This is a genomic window from Caenibius sp. WL, from assembly GCF_019803445.1.
Taxonomy (GTDB): Bacteria; Pseudomonadota; Alphaproteobacteria; order Sphingomonadales; family Sphingomonadaceae; genus Caenibius.
Map to the genome: position 1 here is coordinate 2,145,863 of NZ_CP081844.1, position 14,927 is coordinate 2,160,789.

19 protein-coding genes and 1 tRNA gene are annotated in these 14,927 nt (G+C 61.6%); 1 reads left to right on the forward strand and 19 read right to left on the reverse strand.

Translation table 11 applies throughout. The features are described from left to right. Nucleotides 1-34 precede the first annotated feature (34 nt). From K5X80_RS10170 to K5X80_RS10210, 9 genes are read right to left on the reverse strand one after another with little or no spacing between them, the layout of a single operon-like run. A complete protein-coding gene (locus K5X80_RS10170; RefSeq protein WP_222557632.1) occupies nucleotides 35-205 on the reverse strand; it encodes a hypothetical protein in 171 nt (56 codons plus the stop codon). Next, entirely contained in the window at nucleotides 202-969 is a 768-nt protein-coding gene (locus K5X80_RS10175) for an MBL fold metallo-hydrolase (protein ID WP_283249159.1), read from the reverse strand. Before K5X80_RS10175 ends, K5X80_RS10170 begins: the two co-directional genes overlap by 4 nt. Continuing rightward, on the reverse strand, nucleotides 966-1,742 hold the full coding sequence (locus K5X80_RS10180) for a TatD family hydrolase (protein WP_222557634.1): 777 nt from the start codon (nucleotides 1,740-1,742) through the stop codon (nucleotides 966-968). The genes K5X80_RS10175 and K5X80_RS10180 overlap by 4 nt, the downstream gene beginning before the upstream one ends. Next, nucleotides 1,742-3,295: a methionine--tRNA ligase gene (gene metG, locus K5X80_RS10185; RefSeq protein WP_222557635.1), complete on the reverse strand. Its 1,554-nt coding sequence runs from the start codon at nucleotides 3,293-3,295 to the stop codon at nucleotides 1,742-1,744. Before metG ends, K5X80_RS10180 begins: the two co-directional genes overlap by 1 nt. Beyond that, the gene (locus K5X80_RS10190; protein WP_222557636.1) at nucleotides 3,288-4,250 is read right to left on the reverse strand and encodes a DNA polymerase III delta subunit-related protein; all 963 of its coding nucleotides are present in this window, start codon (nucleotides 4,248-4,250) and stop codon (nucleotides 3,288-3,290) included. Before K5X80_RS10190 ends, metG begins: the two co-directional genes overlap by 8 nt. After that, the gene (gene tmk / locus K5X80_RS10195; protein WP_222557637.1) at nucleotides 4,247-4,885 is read right to left on the reverse strand and encodes a dTMP kinase; all 639 of its coding nucleotides are present in this window, start codon (nucleotides 4,883-4,885) and stop codon (nucleotides 4,247-4,249) included. The genes K5X80_RS10190 and tmk overlap by 4 nt, the downstream gene beginning before the upstream one ends. Further along, nucleotides 4,882-6,045: a D-alanyl-D-alanine carboxypeptidase family protein gene (locus K5X80_RS10200; protein WP_222557638.1), complete on the reverse strand. Its 1,164-nt coding sequence runs from the start codon at nucleotides 6,043-6,045 to the stop codon at nucleotides 4,882-4,884. The genes tmk and K5X80_RS10200 overlap by 4 nt, the downstream gene beginning before the upstream one ends. Nucleotides 6,046-6,105: 60 nt before the next feature. Continuing rightward, nucleotides 6,106-7,035 (reverse strand): SPOR domain-containing protein, encoded by a 930-nt coding sequence (locus K5X80_RS10205; RefSeq protein ID WP_502778270.1) that lies wholly within the window; start codon nucleotides 7,033-7,035, stop codon nucleotides 6,106-6,108. Then, nucleotides 7,019-8,041 (reverse strand): lytic murein transglycosylase, encoded by a 1,023-nt coding sequence (locus K5X80_RS10210; protein ID WP_222557640.1) that lies wholly within the window; start codon nucleotides 8,039-8,041, stop codon nucleotides 7,019-7,021. The genes K5X80_RS10205 and K5X80_RS10210 overlap by 17 nt, the downstream gene beginning before the upstream one ends. Before the next feature lie 304 nt (nucleotides 8,042-8,345). Here K5X80_RS10210 and K5X80_RS10215 point away from each other — a divergent pair. Beyond that, a tRNA-Ser gene (locus K5X80_RS10215) sits at nucleotides 8,346-8,435 on the forward strand. Nucleotides 8,436-8,440: 5 nt separating this feature from the next. Here K5X80_RS10215 and K5X80_RS10220 read toward each other — a convergent pair. From K5X80_RS10220 to K5X80_RS10265, 10 genes are all read right to left on the reverse strand, one after another. Beyond that, a complete protein-coding gene (locus K5X80_RS10220; RefSeq protein ID WP_222557641.1) occupies nucleotides 8,441-9,169 on the reverse strand; it encodes a hypothetical protein in 729 nt (242 codons plus the stop codon). Continuing rightward, on the reverse strand, nucleotides 9,162-9,662 hold the full coding sequence (locus K5X80_RS10225; RefSeq protein WP_222557642.1) for a hypothetical protein: 501 nt from the start codon (nucleotides 9,660-9,662) through the stop codon (nucleotides 9,162-9,164). Before K5X80_RS10225 ends, K5X80_RS10220 begins: the two co-directional genes overlap by 8 nt. A 750-nt stretch (nucleotides 9,663-10,412) precedes the next feature. Then, the gene (locus K5X80_RS10230) at nucleotides 10,413-10,673 is read right to left on the reverse strand and encodes a hypothetical protein (protein WP_222557643.1); all 261 of its coding nucleotides are present in this window, start codon (nucleotides 10,671-10,673) and stop codon (nucleotides 10,413-10,415) included. 5 nt (nucleotides 10,674-10,678) lie between these two features. Next, nucleotides 10,679-10,912, reverse strand: coding sequence for a hypothetical protein (locus K5X80_RS10235; protein WP_222557644.1), 234 nt, complete (start codon nucleotides 10,910-10,912; stop codon nucleotides 10,679-10,681). After that, a complete protein-coding gene (locus K5X80_RS10240; protein WP_222557645.1) occupies nucleotides 10,909-11,112 on the reverse strand; it encodes a hypothetical protein in 204 nt (67 codons plus the stop codon). Before K5X80_RS10240 ends, K5X80_RS10235 begins: the two co-directional genes overlap by 4 nt. After that, nucleotides 11,112-11,579 carry a DUF5681 domain-containing protein gene (locus tag K5X80_RS10245; RefSeq protein WP_222557646.1) on the reverse strand — a complete coding sequence of 156 codons (468 nt, stop codon included), beginning with the start codon at nucleotides 11,577-11,579 and terminating at the stop codon, nucleotides 11,112-11,114. Before K5X80_RS10245 ends, K5X80_RS10240 begins: the two co-directional genes overlap by 1 nt. 27 nt (nucleotides 11,580-11,606) lie before the next feature. After that, a complete protein-coding gene (locus tag K5X80_RS10250; protein WP_222557647.1) occupies nucleotides 11,607-12,317 on the reverse strand; it encodes a hypothetical protein in 711 nt (236 codons plus the stop codon). Nucleotides 12,318-12,874: 557 nt separating this feature from the next. Further along, nucleotides 12,875-14,398 (reverse strand): YfjI family protein, encoded by a 1,524-nt coding sequence (locus tag K5X80_RS10255; protein WP_222557648.1) that lies wholly within the window; start codon nucleotides 14,396-14,398, stop codon nucleotides 12,875-12,877. Further along, nucleotides 14,391-14,582 (reverse strand): hypothetical protein, encoded by a 192-nt coding sequence (locus K5X80_RS10260; RefSeq protein ID WP_222557649.1) that lies wholly within the window; start codon nucleotides 14,580-14,582, stop codon nucleotides 14,391-14,393. The genes K5X80_RS10255 and K5X80_RS10260 overlap by 8 nt, the downstream gene beginning before the upstream one ends. After that, nucleotides 14,579-14,845 carry a helix-turn-helix transcriptional regulator gene (locus K5X80_RS10265; protein ID WP_222557650.1) on the reverse strand — a complete coding sequence of 89 codons (267 nt, stop codon included), beginning with the start codon at nucleotides 14,843-14,845 and terminating at the stop codon, nucleotides 14,579-14,581. Before K5X80_RS10265 ends, K5X80_RS10260 begins: the two co-directional genes overlap by 4 nt. Nucleotides 14,846-14,927: the final 82 nt, after the last annotated feature.

Sequence of the window (14,927 nt, forward strand, 5' to 3'; positions counted from 1 at the left end):
TATGTTAAATGAAGTGGGCTTGTGAAAGTAGGTCTTAGGAGGTTAGCCACCCTATCACGAGCATTGCGATCAGGAAAATCGCCACCCACATCAGTGCCATGGCGAATGCCGTGCGTAGCGGTATGCGGCGTTGGATCAATGACGAGATCGGCAGGATGGCCGCCAGCGCAACAAGAAGAATGGAAAGCCATGCGCCGCTGTTCATGCGATCAACACCAGGCCATCGTAACCGACCACCACATTCGCCGGAACTTCATTCGACAACGTCTTGTAATCAAGGCTCTTATCGAGATGCGTCAGAACCGTTGTTCGCGCTCGGCAGCGCGCTGCGAGCTCAAGAGCCATGTCGAGATGCGCATGTGTCGGGTGCGGTTCACGGCGCAAACAATCGACCACGAGAATGCCGAGATCATAGAACATATCGACAAGATCATCGGTAATATGACTGAAATCAGTGGCATACCCAATGGATGTACCACTTTGATCGAAGCGGAACGCGGTGCTTTCGATCGGCCCATGCGGCATCTGGCAGGTATCGATGCGAATACCGGCGAACATCTTCAGGCGGTCCAGCGTGTCGAGCGATACGATCGTGGGATAGCCATGCTGGCCCGAGAAGATATAGCCGAAGCGTTGGCGCAGGCGCCGCACCGTTTCATCGGCGGCGAAGCCCGGGATCGGCCCGCTGCGGCCATAGCGGATGGCGCGCAAGTCATCGATACCGTGGCAATGATCGGCATGATCATGCGTCCAGAACACGGCATCAAGCCGGTCGATATCGTTTTGCAGCAGTTGCTGGCGCAGATCGGTCGCGGTGTCGACCAGCAGACGTGCTCCGTCGTCTCCTTCGACAATGATGGACACTCGGCTGCGGCGATTTCTCGGTTCGTTGGGATCGCAAGCGCCCCAGTCGTTGCCGACCCGGGGCACACCTGCCGATGTGCCCGAGCCAAGCATTATCAGTTTCACAGCACGGCCTTCTGGAACAAAGCATGAAAATTTCGTGTCGTCACCTCATGCAGCCGCTCTGCTGCGACACCCCGTAAATCGGCCACGAACGCCGCTGTGTTCGCCACGAACGCAGGTTCGCACGTTTTGCCGCGATGGGGCACAGGGGCGAGGAACGGTGCATCCGTTTCGACCAGCAGGCGATCTTCAGGAAGCTCTTTCGCTATCTCCTGCAAGTCCTTGGCATTCTTGAATGTTACGATACCCGATAGAGAAATCGTAAGGCCGAGGTCCAGCATCCGGCGAGCGAAATCGGCCGATGCGGTGAAGCAATGGATCAGCGCGGGAAAAGCCCCCTTCTCCATTTCCTCAGCGATAATCGCAGCGGTATCGGCTTCGGCATCGCGCGTATGGACGATCAACGGCAGGCCCGTTTCCCGTGCTACCGCGATATGGGTGCGGAACAGCGCCTGTTGGACCTGCCGGTCGGATTTGTCGTAATAATAATCCAATCCGGTTTCACCGATCCCGATGACCTTGGGTCTTGCGGCTGCCTGAGTCAGCATAGCGGCGCCGAGGTCTGCATGGGCATCGGCTTCATGAGGATGGATACCGACACTGGCCCATACGTCCGGCTCGGCGTCTGCCGTTGCGATCACGCGTTCCCATTCGCTCTGCCGGGTGGAAATGTTGAGGAAGCCCCCTACCCCCGCCCCGCGCGCACGAGCCAGAACACCCGCGCGGTCTTCAACAAGGCCCTCGTATTCAAGATGGCAGTGGGAATCGATCAGCATCAGGCTGTCTCGTCATCCACAGGCAATTCCAGCCGTGGGAAGGCGGGAGTGGGATCTTCAACTCGGATAGTACCAAGCGCGGGATCGTGTGCCAGCGCGGAGAGATCGCGTGCATCCTGCGGAATGCACAGCGCGTCGAGAATTTTGGCGGTCGATGTGGGGGTAACCGGCGAAAGGGCGATAGCGAGATCGCGAATACAGCCGCACAGCGTGGCCAGCACGCGTTTCATTCGCTCCGGATCGGTTTTGCGCAGCGCCCACGGGGCCTGTTCGTCGATGTAAGCGTTGCAGGCGAACACCGCCTGAATCCATGCTTCAAGTCCGGCTGAGATGGCCAGCCGTTCGAACGCCTGCGGCAATTCCTCGGCGCAGGCCTGGCGCACCTTTTCGCGCAGCGCGGCATCAGCCTGTTCGACGGGGGCGGTTGCAGTCACGCTGCCATCGCAGTTCTTGGCGATGAAGCTCATCACCCGCTGCGCCAGATTGCCGAAGCTGTTGGCCAATTCCGCGTTGCAACGGGTTACAATGGCTTCAGAAGAGTAGCTGCCATCCTGTCCGAAGCTGACTTCGCGCAGCAGGAAATAGCGCAACTGATCGACACCGAATTGTGCGGCAAGATCCAAAGGATCGACCACATTGCCCAGAGATTTGGACATTTTTTCCCCGCGGTGAAGCAGGAAACCATGGCCGAAAATACTTTGCGGAACGGGCAGATTGGCCGACTTGAGAAATGCCGGCCAGTACACGGCGTGGAAACGGACGATATCCTTGCCGATCAGATGGAGATTGGCGGGCCAGAACCGCCCGAACATTTCGGTGTTATCGGGATAGCCGATACCGGTGAGATAAGTCGTCAGCGCATCGACCCACACATACATCACGTGTCCCGGGCTGCCGGGAACCGGTACGCCCCAATCGAAACTGGTCCGCGAAACCGACAGATCGCGCAATTCCTGCCCCTTGAGGAAGCTCAACACTTCGTTGCGGCGGCTTTCCGGCTCGAGAAAGCCGGGTGTCTCGTTAAGTTCGATCAGGAAATCGCGATATTTCGAAAGGCGGAAGAACCAGCTTTCCTCCACCGTCCATTCGACCGGCGTATTCTGCGGAGAAAGCTTCTGCCCCCCCTCCCCTTCGATCAGTTCGTCTTCACTGTAGAAAGCTTCGTCGCGAACCGAATACCAGCCTTCATAGCGATCGAGATAGAGATCGCCGCTGGCTTCCATCGCCTGCCACAGGCGGGTGCTGGCTTCCTTGTGGCGCGCTTCGGTCGTCCGGCAGAAGGCGTCATATGAGATATTAAGTTGATCGAATGTGTGACGGAAAGCATTGGACATTTCCGTGGCAAATTCGAGCGTATCCCGCCCTGCGGCCCGGGCGGTCTGATCCATTTTCAGGCCGTGTTCGTCCGTGCCCGTCACCAGCCGGACATCGCGCCCGTTCATGCGTTGGAAGCGGGCGATGACATCGGCGGCGATCGCTTCATAAGCGTGGCCAATGTGGGGCTTGCCGTTGGGGTAGGCAATTGCGGTGGTGATATAATAGGGTTCAGCCATAGCGAGGCTCCCTATCCACCGCCGCCGATGCGAGCAAGGTGCCGATTTCCATCACGAGCAGCGCGGCGTCAAAATTATAGGTCGGCGCCTGACCCGAGAGCCGGTTGATTTCCTCATGAGCGTCGACAATGCGGGGCAGACGCTGCGCGGGTGCTTGCCGCATTTCGCCTGCCAGCACAGCCCGCGCCAGATCGAGGCAGGCCAGCACGCGCTCGCGATCAGGGCGTTGCCCGATGGCGGCAGCCAGTTCGCCACGCAGGGCAAAGCCCGGATCGCCCGAGCGGGCAAGTTGCTGCATCAATCCATGCAGTTTGCCAAGATCATAGGCCACGAAATCGAGCGCCGCGCCGGGAGATCCGGTGGCTGCGGCAATGGCGGCAGCGCGGGTCGCCTCGTTTGCATCGGGAGCGTGAGCCCGCAGAACCGCGTCGATTTCCGCATCGGTGAGCCCCGGAAAGCGCAACGTGCGGCAACGGGAACGGATCGTGGCCAGCAGGCGCCCCGGGCGGTGGGATACCAGCAGAAAGAACGAGCCTGCCGGCGGCTCTTCCAGGCTCTTGAGCAGGGCGTTGGCGGCGGGTTTTTCCAGATCGTCGGCCGGATCGATGATGATCGCCCGGCGGCTGCCGAGCGTAGGCCGGGTGACGAGGCGCTGCTGCATCTCGCGAATTTGGGCAATGCCGATGCTGCGCTTGGTCTGATAGGGCTTGCCCTCCGCCTTCTTCGCTTCGTCGTCCGCCGTTGCCGGTAGATGGGTAAGAAGGATAATATCGGGATGGTCCCCGCCCGGTTGCGCAATGCCGGGTTCGGCAACCAGTTCGCGCGCGGCTGCCATGGCGAAGTTCGCTTTGCCGAGCCCTTTCTTGCCCGCCAAAATCCACCCGTGATGCATGCGGGTGCCGCCCAGCGCGTCGCGCCACTCGCGCCACGCCTCGCCATGTCCGGAAAACGTCATGTTATGCGGCTCAGGTCGGGTGCGAGCGCGGCAAGAATGCGGGCATGAATTTCATCCGGTGTACCCTGCCCGTCGATCCGGAGAAACCGGCCGGGTTCCGCATCGGCCAATCCGGCAAAAGCGGCTGCGACCCGGGCGTGATAGGCAGCATCGCGCCCTCCGATACGATCCGTTGCCTCGCCATCGCGCGCGGCGAGGCGGGTGGCGGTCAGTTCGGGTGCGGCCTCGATCAGCACGGTGCGATCGGGCAACAGGCCATCAGTACCGATCGCATGCAGAGTGAGCAGTTCGGCATCGTTCAGCCCGCCTCCGCCGCCCTGATAGGCGCGTGTCGAATCGATATAGCGGTCGCAAATCACCACGCAGCCGCGCGCCAGCGCAGGCCGGATCAGGCGTTCCACATGATCGGAGCGCGCGGCGGCGAAAAGCAGTGCTTCGGCCCGGGCATTCCACCCCTGCCCCCGGGTGTCGAGCAGGAGATTGCGGATGGCCTCCGCACCTTCCGTACCGCCCGGTTCCCGCGTGAGAACGACTTTCCTTCCCTGAATCTGAAGGGCGGACGCAAGCATCTTTGCCTGGGTGGACTTGCCGACGCCTTCCCCGCCTTCAAACGTCAGGAAGAGCCCCTGCATCATGCAAACAACCCGGCCAGTCCGTTGCGCAAGCGCTGCCACCAGTTGGCTTCGGATACGTTCTGCGCGGCGACAAGCGGCGTGCGGAACGGTTCTTGTCCGGCGATCCTGATTTCCAGTTCGGCAACTTCCGCACCAGCTTGAACCGGTGCCTTAAGCGGACCGGTATAATGGACCATAAGAGAGATTTTCGGTTGGGTGCCATGCGCGAAGCTCACCACCAGCGGCCGCGAGGCGACAAGTGGCACCGATCGTGCCGCGCCGCCCTGTATCGCGGCACGGGCAACCGGCTTTCCCGCGGCAAACAAGGTGCGCGTGGCGAAATGGGTGAAGCCCCATTCGATAAATGCGCGTGCCGCCTTTGTGCGGATGGCCGGGCGATCAGTCCCCGCAATCACCATCAGCAGCCGCCGTCCATCGCGTTCGGCGGAGCCGAGATAGTTGTATCCTGCCTGCCGGGTGAAGCCGGTCTTGATCCCATCGGCACCCAGCACATGGCCGATCATCGGATCGTGATTGGATTGGACGATTCCGTTGAAACTATAGCTCGGCTTGCCGATATACCGGCGATAGAGTTCGGGATGCCGGGTGATCAGCGCGCGTGACAAAATGAACAGATCGCGCGCGGTGACGAATGTTCTGCCTTCGTCCATCCAGCCGTTCGGAGTGCCGAAGTGGCTGTTCGTCATGCCCAGTTCGCGTGCTTTGGCGTTCATCAGGGCGACCCATTTTTCGACCGACCCGGTGGCCCCCACCGCCATCACCGCGCAGCCATCATTGGCCGATACCGTGGTTATGCCGTGGAGCAATTGATCGACCGTGGCCTGATCACCTTCGTTGAGGAACATCGAAGAGCCCTTCCGCCCCCAATCGCGAAAGGTCTGGCGGTCCATCGCGAACACCTGATCCGGCTTCAGGCGCCCTTCGTCGAGCATCTCGAAGGCGAGGAACGTCGTCATCACCTTGGTCACCGAGGCGGGGACGAAGCGCCGGTCCGCTTCGCGGGCATGCAGAATCTGGCCGCTGCCCAGATCGGCGAGGAAAGCGATCGGCACATCCTGGGCAGAGGGAACGGCGGGAACGGCGACCTCACTCTGGGCCCCTGCCGGGACAGCCGACAAGGCGAGGCAGGCGGCGAGGAGGCTTCGGGTAACGTGTTTCAAAATTGCCCCTGATACTTCGGGAACGAGGCCCGCAGAAACCGGGCAACTGCTGTTCGTCAGTTATTCGACCTTGTAGATTCGGGCACCGCTATAGCCTGCGGCTTTTACCTTGGCGAGCGATGCGCTCGCTTCGCCGGAGGTGGCAAAGGGGCCCGTTCGGACAAGAAACAGACTGCCCTGTCTGCTGATCGTTCCCCCGATTTTCCGGGCCACGGCACGGGCATTCGCTTCTACGGAAAAAGCCCCGGCCTGAACGACGTGGCCGCCTTTCGCCGGTTGCGCCGGATTTGGCGCAACCGTGGAAGCTGGCGGTTTTGCCGCGGTCCTGGCTGACGCATTCGAAGCCGTGGCAGCTGTGGAAACCGGCGGCGTTGCTTCTGCTGGCATGGGCGATTGGGCGCGCGATGGGGATGATGCCGGTTCGGGCTTCGCCAGAGCAGAGGCCCCCTTGCCCGGCAATTTGCGCCGCAACACTTCGACCAGCGACATCGGCGTGGCGATTCGTTCCGGTGCGGCTTCACCCTGGCGGAGCAAAGCCCGTTCCTGTTCGGGCGGATTGACCCGCCGTACGCGGACAGGTGTTTGCGGGGATGCCCCCAACTGGCTGAGCGCGCCGGGGGACAAGCCGATAAGGCCATCTGCGGTGGCAGGGCCGCGCCGCTCGATCCTGACGAGAATCGTGCGCCCGGTTTCCAACGAAGTTACCTCAACATAGCTGGGCACCGGCAAGATCCGGTCTTCGCCCGTGATGGCCGCACCCCCCGCCTGATCGAGCACGGCAAGGCCCACATGGTCGTAATTCAGCACGTCCGCCGGCGTGTATTGCACCCCATCGATCAGGTAAGGCTCCCCGATCACCATCGGGTAATCGGCGGCCGGGCCTTCCTTCTGTAACGGCGTGGTGGCCACGGCTTCACGGCTCGCGCCACCGCATGCCGATAGCGCCAGGCTCCCTCCCAGCACCGCGAAAATCTTACCGGGCAATCTCATCTGCAAGCAACCCAACTGACAATGCATAGTAGTTCGAGCAGTTATATTCGGTGATAACCCTATAATTCCCGGTTAAGAGGTAGGCAGGGGTTCCCGGTCCATCAGGCTCGAACAGCGCGGCCAGCACATCATCCCCGATGGCGGCCAGTGGCCGGATACCCTGCGCACGCCATTCGCGCACCGTTTTCCATTGGCTCTGCCGCTCATGCACCCGTGGGCACACGGGGGATGCCAGCTTCGTGCTCACCGATGCCCGGTCGAAACCAGCGGGAATCGCTGCGCGTACGCCCCATGGCTGGCCGGTCCGCCAACCCGCATCGCGAAAGTAATTGCCGATCGATGCCAGCGCGTCTGCCCGGCTCGACCAGATGTTCGCTTTGCCATCACCGTCACCGTCCACTGCCAGACGCAGATAGATGCTGGGCAGGAATTGGGGATAGCCGAACGCACCCGCCCAGCTTCCTTTCAGTTGTGCCCGCGAAACGCCCCGGTCGGCAATTTTGAGCAGGTCGATCAGTTCGGTTTCGAACAGTTCGCGGCGGCGCCCTTCCCACGCCAGTGTCGCCAGCGAGCGGGCCAGATCGAAATCTCCGGTGTAGCTGCCATAATTGGTTTCATGGCCGAAGATTGCCACCACGATGGAGATCGGGACGCCGTATTTCTGTTCGATCGCGGCGCCATAGCCGGGCAGTGAAGCGACCGTACGCTTGCCGCCCGAGATCCGGGCATTGTCGACATGGCGCGCGATATAGGGGGCCATGGGGGCAAAGCCCGAACGGGAAGGCGTGCCGGGCTGTGCCCGGTCAAGCTCGATGACCCGGGGATTCGGCGTCAGATCGCCCAGCATTCGCTGTATGGTGGCATCGCTGACCCCTTCGCTGCGGGCCTTGGCCGCGACTTGGCGCATGTAGGCGTCGAATGTGGTGGATTGTGCGCAGGCGCTGGCAACGGGGGCACAAAGCGCAGCGAAAGCAAGGAGCGAGACGATACGTTTGGGAAATTTCATGGCAGCATAGTGGCATAGGCACAGCCCGCATGGAATCCCCTTTGCGGCAAAACACCCGGTCGCATCGCTCCATAGGTGACAAACCTTCCCGATACCGCTAGCGCGGCGCAGATTTGCGAACAGGTGGCCGAGCGGTTTAAGGCACCGGTCTTGAAAGCTGCTGGAGGTTCGCCTGCCGCGACCGAGCGGACCGAGAAATAGGAGTGTGGTTACAGGGGGTTAAGCGAGGGTCGGCAGCGAGTGGCGCGGGAGCGCAAAGTCGCTCATAAGCCTATCGTCAGCAGCTAAACCCCTGAATCGGTATGGAAGCGTGGCCGAGTGGTTTAAGGCACTGGTCTTGAAAACCAGCAACGGGGCAACCCGTTCGTGGGTTCGAATCCCACCGCTTCCGCCAACAGACTAGGCTGCGAATGGCTCGAATACGTTGAGGAGCAGCATCTCTAGGTGGCTCGCCACCATGTTTGGGCCAGTCTTGAGGCTGTTCGGGTGACCACAGCCATTGCGTAGCTTGAGGGCCTTCGCCAGCTCCTCTTTCACGTTCTTGCCGATGACGCCAATCGGAACGAGGCGGTCTAGAAAGTCAGCTTCTCCCATCCTCGCCAAGCCATCCTCATTCACCGCCGCCTTCCACTTGGAGTTCGCCTTCTGCGCTTCGGAGTTGAATGCGGCGAGGTGATTCGCGACGACCTCACGGTAGAGGACGTCCACGGCTGCAATCCAAGACATGACGATGGCCGAGCGATACAGCTTGGCCTCATGGCACTTGATCGCCTCTTCGACGAAGGCGCGTGTGGTCGGGTTCTTCACTTTGTCGAGGTGCACCCGAAGGTCTGCCGCCACCTGCATTGCGGCTGGGCTGACCGACTCGACGCCTAAGTTGCGAAGGTGGTTCTTGCCAGTCTCGGTAAGCTCCCATCCCGCTGGCACACGGATCGCCAATCCGCCGCTTCGGCCAAGCACGTCCGACATGTTCCACTTTTTGGGAACCTTGAACCCGGCTTCTTCCGAGCGTGAGCGGAGGTCAGCAAGCTGTACCGGCTGATCGAAGGTGGCAAGGATTAGAAGGAGTTTATCGCGTGCGGCGAGATTGCGATGTAGCCAATCCTTCAGCCCGGCAACGTCAAGCAAGCTGTGTCGCCAACTTCTGGTACTCCTCGGAGGTGAGGGAGTACACGCCGTCGCTGATCTGGTTGAGCTTTGACCCCACTAAATTCGCTAAAATCTTCGTCAGGTTTCCTGACATGTTAGCGTTGTAATGCATCGTCGCCTTTTTCATCATGTCGAGCAGTTCAGTTCGCGAGAAGGTTTGCTTACCTTCGCAGATTTGCAGGGTAGCGGCGGCGGCTACTGCAACTTCCGGTCCCGTCTTCGCTTTCAGCTTCTGGGCCACGCTGTTGACGTGGAGTTTCGGTCCACCGCCGTTAACAGCGCCATTACCGGGTGCTTGAGCAGCAGGCAGAGTGGCGGGATTATGGACCTCGCCACCTTCCGCAAGAACGGGGACTTTGAACAGCGTTTCGATGTGGGAGAACAGGTCCTTTATGTCGACGACCGCAAGTTCGGTTTCGCCCTCATACTCGAACTCAACCGGACCGGCCTTGATACGAACCTTAGCTGCCATGGATTTGCCCCCGTTAGCGCTCCCCAGCGCAAGGAAGAAGATTAAGGCGAAAAAGTCAAGAAGATGCAATCCAGCTTACGATGCGGCTTACACTGGGCTTGCCGGGGCGGAGCGGACGACGGCAGAGTAGAACGACTGCAATCGCTTAGCCGACAGGTCCGCACTATTCAGCGTTTGCTGTTCACGACAGCGCCCCGCACCCGAAGGAGCGAGGCGCTGGACAGGTCACGCGCGAAGGAGAGAGAGTTGTACCGCGCGCCCTGACTGCGGAGGTTGGTTGATGACGGGGGAACTGCTCCGCTATGCCCCCGGCGCGGTGGACTAGGTCGCGCACCGCCGTCAGGTGTCGTCCTTCTCCTCCAACACGGCGGCTTTCCTTCGATATTCGGTTAGGGGTTCACCCCGGCACCCGTAGGGGCCATCGCATAGACGTTGAGCGATTACGTCCTCCGCCCAAAACGGCTTCCGACACTTCATGCACTGCCGCCAACCGACATGGACCACACGACGCGCGGCGGCGTGTGGTCCATGTCGATCACCGGCTCCCGACGCGCGCCGCCATCGTTCGGCCAAGCCTCGGGGATCACGAACCCCTGCCAGTTGCGCTTCGGTGCAGCGGGCCGCGCAGCCTCGGCTACAGCCGCTTTTCGCACCCCGCCGCCGGTACACCCTTGGCCGTGCTGCTTTCGCGGCTGTGCGGGCGGCGCTGGGCCGCGCTCCCGCCATGCCTGCAACCACGCGGGGACCGGCTCAGCGCTCACCGCCCGTACCCCATACCTCATTCGGGTTGCGCCCGAACGCCCCGAACGTCCCGTCGCTGTGCCAGCGGCGGATGCAGATCAGCACAATCGGCATGTCGATGCGGTCGTAGGCCCCCGCGTCGATGCCCGCCTGCACCTCCTCGGCGAACGCGTCCAGCGACCCATAGGCCACCTCGAACGGGGAGCGCGGCACGGTTCGCGCCTTCTCCAACCGCTGTACGCGCGACAGAAGCGAGCGGACGGACGACACTGTGGTTACACCTCGCCCTTGAGCGCCTTCAGCTTTGCGCCGAGTTCCAGAGCGCGGAGGAAGTTCAGGTCGCATTCCGCCTGCCGCAGCTTCGCCCGTTCCTCATGCCGGTCCAACAGCGCCTGCCGTTCTTCCGCCGTCATGCCGCGATGCATACCGCTCGGCTGCAACGACTCGTTCAGGTACTCGCGCCCGTTGACCACGATCACGGCGGGCTGGCTGCGACCGTAGTTTTTCATTGGAGCGTTCCTTTCGGCGAACTGACCTGTTGGAGCAGCTTCACGGCCTGCCATCGCACTGCCGGGTCGTCGCATCGCAGGATTGCCTCGTAGCAAGCGTCAACGATCAGCTTGAGGTCGGCTTGCCCCTGCGGCGTGTCCATCGAGGACACAGTTCGCCAACGGGCCATCGGAATCGTATCGGTATCATTGATCGCCATTAGGCCACCTGCTTCGCTTCGAGGAGGATGATGCGCTGCTCCAATTCTTCGGTCGATTTCACCTGAGCAACGGACTGAATGCAGCCGATGAGCGTCCGTGCCGTCTCGGCATCCACCTTCCCCTCCGCAACCGCGAGCAGGATTTGATGGGCCTGCTCCGACAGCGGAACGTCGGGGTCCAACTCGAACTGGACGCGCTCGGCCTGCGCCCGGAGTGGCGGCGCGATGCGGGCGAGCGCAATGTTCGCGGCCTGCATGTCGCCTTCCAGCGCGGCGTCGATCACCACGCGAGCGATGGCAACGGCATCGTCGGCGAACGTGTTTTGCAGCTTCTGGCGACGATCCACGATGCCGGGAGGACGGCCTTTCGGGTTGCCACTCTGGCCCTTCTGCCAGCGGCCACCGGGCGGCACGGGCGTAGGCACGAAGCCTTTCATCCATTCAGGCTGGTCGTTTAGGTCGGTCATCTGACACTTGCTCTCAACAGGTTTCGATCAGGAGCCGAACTTGAGGGCTTTGAGGGCATCCTCATTGCCCTGCTCGATGGCCTTCACCTTGTCGCGCCTCATTCCGAGGACCTTCTCCATTTGCGGGAACAGGAGCGGCGCTCGTTCCTCCACGGCCTTCATTGCCGCGCGGGTCACGGTCAGGCGCTTCACCAGCGCCGGGTTCTGCGACTCGTGGAACTTGCGGACGTAGTAGGCGTGTTCCTCGGGGATGAAGCCGCTGAGGAAGGGCTGAGCACCGAGCAGAGCTTGCAAGGTGTCGGTGTCCTTGGCGTCGAAAGCCTGCTGCACCATCTTCGACCGGTCGTCACGGCTGAGCGACTTGGCGTAAGCTCGCACCTCGCCATTCAGCGTCCCTAGACCCGCCTTCTCCTTGAGCGGCTGGCTCAGTTGCTGATCGTAAGCTGCCACCTGCTTTTTCAGCGCGGCGTGAACGGCGTCGAACTTCTTGCAAAGGCGCGCCTGTTGCTTGTCGGCCTCCTTGGCGACGAGCAGAACCTTCTGCGCCTCGGTCCACGCCTCGTTGCGAGCCGCAGCCTCTTTCGCGTCATGCAGCTTGCCGAGTGTGAGGTAAGCATCGCTGAATGCTTCCTCGACCGGAGCTACGAACATCTTCGTGTCCTCGTCGTACCCCTCAAGCTCCCGGATAGTCGCTTCGTGCAAAGCGGGCGTGACCCGCATGTCAATTTCGGCTGGCATGTTACCCCTGCTTTCGGATGAAAAGTTGTGATGGGCTTACAGCGTGGGACAAGCCGCAATAGGTCCGCAAGGAAAACAGTTTTGGAACAAGTAGTTCTGCTTCTTGGAGCAGGTCGAGAACAGCAAACTATGTATTTGCTGTTCGACTTGTGGGGCATGACCACGTGCCGGAATCGTAGCGGATCGTAGCGGCGAGTTAGCAGCCGCTTGCGACAATCGTAGCGGCACGAAACAACACAAATACAAGGGGTTGCCGGAATCGTAGCGAAAATAGCCGTAGCCGCCGGGGGCTATGCGCGAAAAGCGCAAAAAGTAGCGTGGCGAGGCAGGGGTTCTAAGAGAGTAGTATTGTATGTTTATGAGCTAGTTACGCACCGACTTTACAGGCGTTTACTGGCGCAGGTGTGGTTATCTCCGGCGAGGCCGCTATTTTCGCTACGATTCCTGAAAGCGGCCCGCAACCCCTTCGCGCGCTTGGCTTTGCACCGTAGCGACCCTGCCGCTACGGTGTCGCTACGATCGCTACGATTGCGGCGCATACGCCCGCGGGCGCGTGGTTAACTCCACTCCGCAATCACCTGCGGCGCGACCATGACATAGCGCTTCTTGGTGCCGGTCGGCTGGACGATGCGGATGCGCCCGTGATCTTCAAGCAGTTCCACGGCGGCGTCCAATTTCTGGCGGACGCGAAGTGCGTTCGGCCCCTTCTGGCGCACCATGTTGACAGTGATGTCCGTCCCCTTGTCTTTGCGGAACTGGGCCACCAGCCATTGCTCCAGCATCTCGGCGTTTCTGACCTCCTCGGTAAGGTCGGTGACACGACCGAAGCGCACAGCCTCATCGAGATACCACCGAAGGACGGCGCAGGCGTTCGCCATCGTCTCGCGGCTGATTGCCATGTCGATGCCACCTTCGAAGGCGTGGAAGCAACATGCCAGCCGCGCCGCGTTCTCCGCCGCCTTGCTCGCCACGTCGCGGATGCGGGAGTAAATGTCGTCGCCGCCCATCTGCTCCTCGACCTCGTCGTGGAACCGATACCAGCACTCATGCGCCTGCGGGGTCAGCGGGTAGTAGAACGACACCAGCCTGTCGAACTCGTCAAACTGTGCGGGCTTGTCGAGCAGTTCCGTCACGCGCGCATGGAAGGCGCGCAGAGCGGGCATGTCTGACGGCGGCGGCGCATAGTAGCGGCTCCCCTGCGTCGTCTCGGGCTGGCAGAAAAGGAAGCGGGCGAAATACCCGATGCCCCGCGCAAGCCCTCCGGTCCTCTGAAGGAAGTTCTGCAAGACGGCAGGTTGCACCTGAAGCCCCATCGTCACCCGCACGTCCTCGATGCGAATGCGCTCGCGCGTGATGCGGTCTTGGTCCAACGGCCCGCCGTCCCACATCAGGTTGGCTTGAGCTAGGTTCCGCTGCACGCTGTCCGCGCCCATGCTGTGGGAACCGAAGATGACCCCCGACTCGGCGCTGATGACTGCCGCGACGGGGTAGTTCTGCATGGCGATGGCAAGCGCCTCGGGCGTGTCGTCACCACGAAGCATCCGAGGGATGCGTGGTGGCTGCGGCTTCTGAAGTTCGTGCCTCACCCGAGGGTCAAATTCGGTTCCGAGGTGGTTGTTGTGCATCCCTTGCCGGACCCGTTCATCAACGGCTTTGCCTTCCTGCTCCCAGTCCTCAAGCGCCGCGTCGTATTGCGCCTTCTGCTCTTTCGCCTCCCGCGTCTGCTTGGCCTCCCATTCGTGCAGCGGTGCCATGAACAGCTTGTCCACGGTGGACTTGCGCTCACCGGACTCAGCGACGGTCAGGAAATAGAGCGAGGCCGGACCTCGAAGGGCAGCGTCCCGCTGGACGCTGAACCGCGTTTGGACCGCTGCTGACACGACGGACAGCGCGCACGCGGCGACCATGGCGACCGGGGCCTTCACGTATCCCGCCACCTCTTCCACCGCGTCAGCAATGACCGCTGGCAGACTGTGGACCGGGTATTCCTCCGCTCGCTCGTACCGACGCAGCGGTTGAGGATTCCAGCCGACCCCTGTCATCAGAAAGTTGTCAATCGCAGCCGGGTTGAGATCAGCCATGCCGCACCTCCGAGCTATCGAGGTGCAGTTCGTCGCTGCCGTTATCGGCGGCCTCTGCTACGGTTGCCATGTTGTGATGATCCTTCGAGGCGGCGGGGTTGCTGGACCCTGCCGCTTTTTCGTCTGTGGGCTTTTGATGGGCTTGCCGATGAACGCGGGCGCGCGAAAAGCTCCGTGCCTTCATGCAGATGCGTCCGACGACGAACGGTTATGCTGTTTGATGGAGGCGAGCGCCGCCGTGTAAGCGCTGGTGCTGGCGTACAACCGCTGTTCCAGCCACGCGGTGACTTCTGAAGGCCGATAACGAACCGGCGCTTGCGGCGCGGTGCCCAGCTTGAGGAACGCGGGGCCGTGCCCCTTCGTGCGCCAGATTTCGAGGGTGTTGGTCTTGATGCCGAGCAGCGCCGCCGTTTCGGCGCTCGTCAGCAGGTCATCTTGTTCGGACATATGGCAGTCCTGCGGATGGGTTGCCAACGGCTGCATTCCGCAACCGTCGCCGCCGCATCCGCCATCGGACTGCTACTTATCG

Coding starts and splice junctions, on each gene's coding strand:
- K5X80_RS10170 (WP_222557632.1), bottom strand. CDS start 205: ATGAACAGCGGCGCATGGCTTTCCATTCTTCTTGTTGCGCTGGCGGCC.
- K5X80_RS10180 (WP_222557634.1), bottom strand. CDS start 1,742: ATGCTGATCGATTCCCACTGCCATCTTGAATACGAGGGCCTTGTTGAA.
- metG (WP_222557635.1), bottom strand. CDS start 3,295: ATGGCTGAACCCTATTATATCACCACCGCAATTGCCTACCCCAACGGC.
- K5X80_RS10190 (WP_222557636.1), bottom strand. CDS start 4,250: ATGACGTTTTCCGGACATGGCGAGGCGTGGCGCGAGTGGCGCGACGCG.
- tmk (WP_222557637.1), bottom strand. CDS start 4,885: ATGATGCAGGGGCTCTTCCTGACGTTTGAAGGCGGGGAAGGCGTCGGC.
- K5X80_RS10205 (WP_502778270.1), bottom strand. CDS start 7,035: ATGAGATTGCCCGGTAAGATTTTCGCGGTGCTGGGAGGGAGCCTGGCG.
- K5X80_RS10210 (WP_222557640.1), bottom strand. CDS start 8,041: ATGAAATTTCCCAAACGTATCGTCTCGCTCCTTGCTTTCGCTGCGCTT.
- K5X80_RS10225 (WP_222557642.1), bottom strand. CDS start 9,662: ATGGCAGCTAAGGTTCGTATCAAGGCCGGTCCGGTTGAGTTCGAGTAT.
- K5X80_RS10235 (WP_222557644.1), bottom strand. CDS start 10,912: ATGAAAAACTACGGTCGCAGCCAGCCCGCCGTGATCGTGGTCAACGGG.
- K5X80_RS10240 (WP_222557645.1), bottom strand. CDS start 11,112: ATGGCGATCAATGATACCGATACGATTCCGATGGCCCGTTGGCGAACT.
- K5X80_RS10245 (WP_222557646.1), bottom strand. CDS start 11,579: ATGACCGACCTAAACGACCAGCCTGAATGGATGAAAGGCTTCGTGCCT.
- K5X80_RS10250 (WP_222557647.1), bottom strand. CDS start 12,317: ATGCCAGCCGAAATTGACATGCGGGTCACGCCCGCTTTGCACGAAGCG.
- K5X80_RS10255 (WP_222557648.1), bottom strand. CDS start 14,398: ATGGCTGATCTCAACCCGGCTGCGATTGACAACTTTCTGATGACAGGG.
- K5X80_RS10260 (WP_222557649.1), bottom strand. CDS start 14,582: ATGAAGGCACGGAGCTTTTCGCGCGCCCGCGTTCATCGGCAAGCCCAT.
- K5X80_RS10265 (WP_222557650.1), bottom strand. CDS start 14,845: ATGTCCGAACAAGATGACCTGCTGACGAGCGCCGAAACGGCGGCGCTG.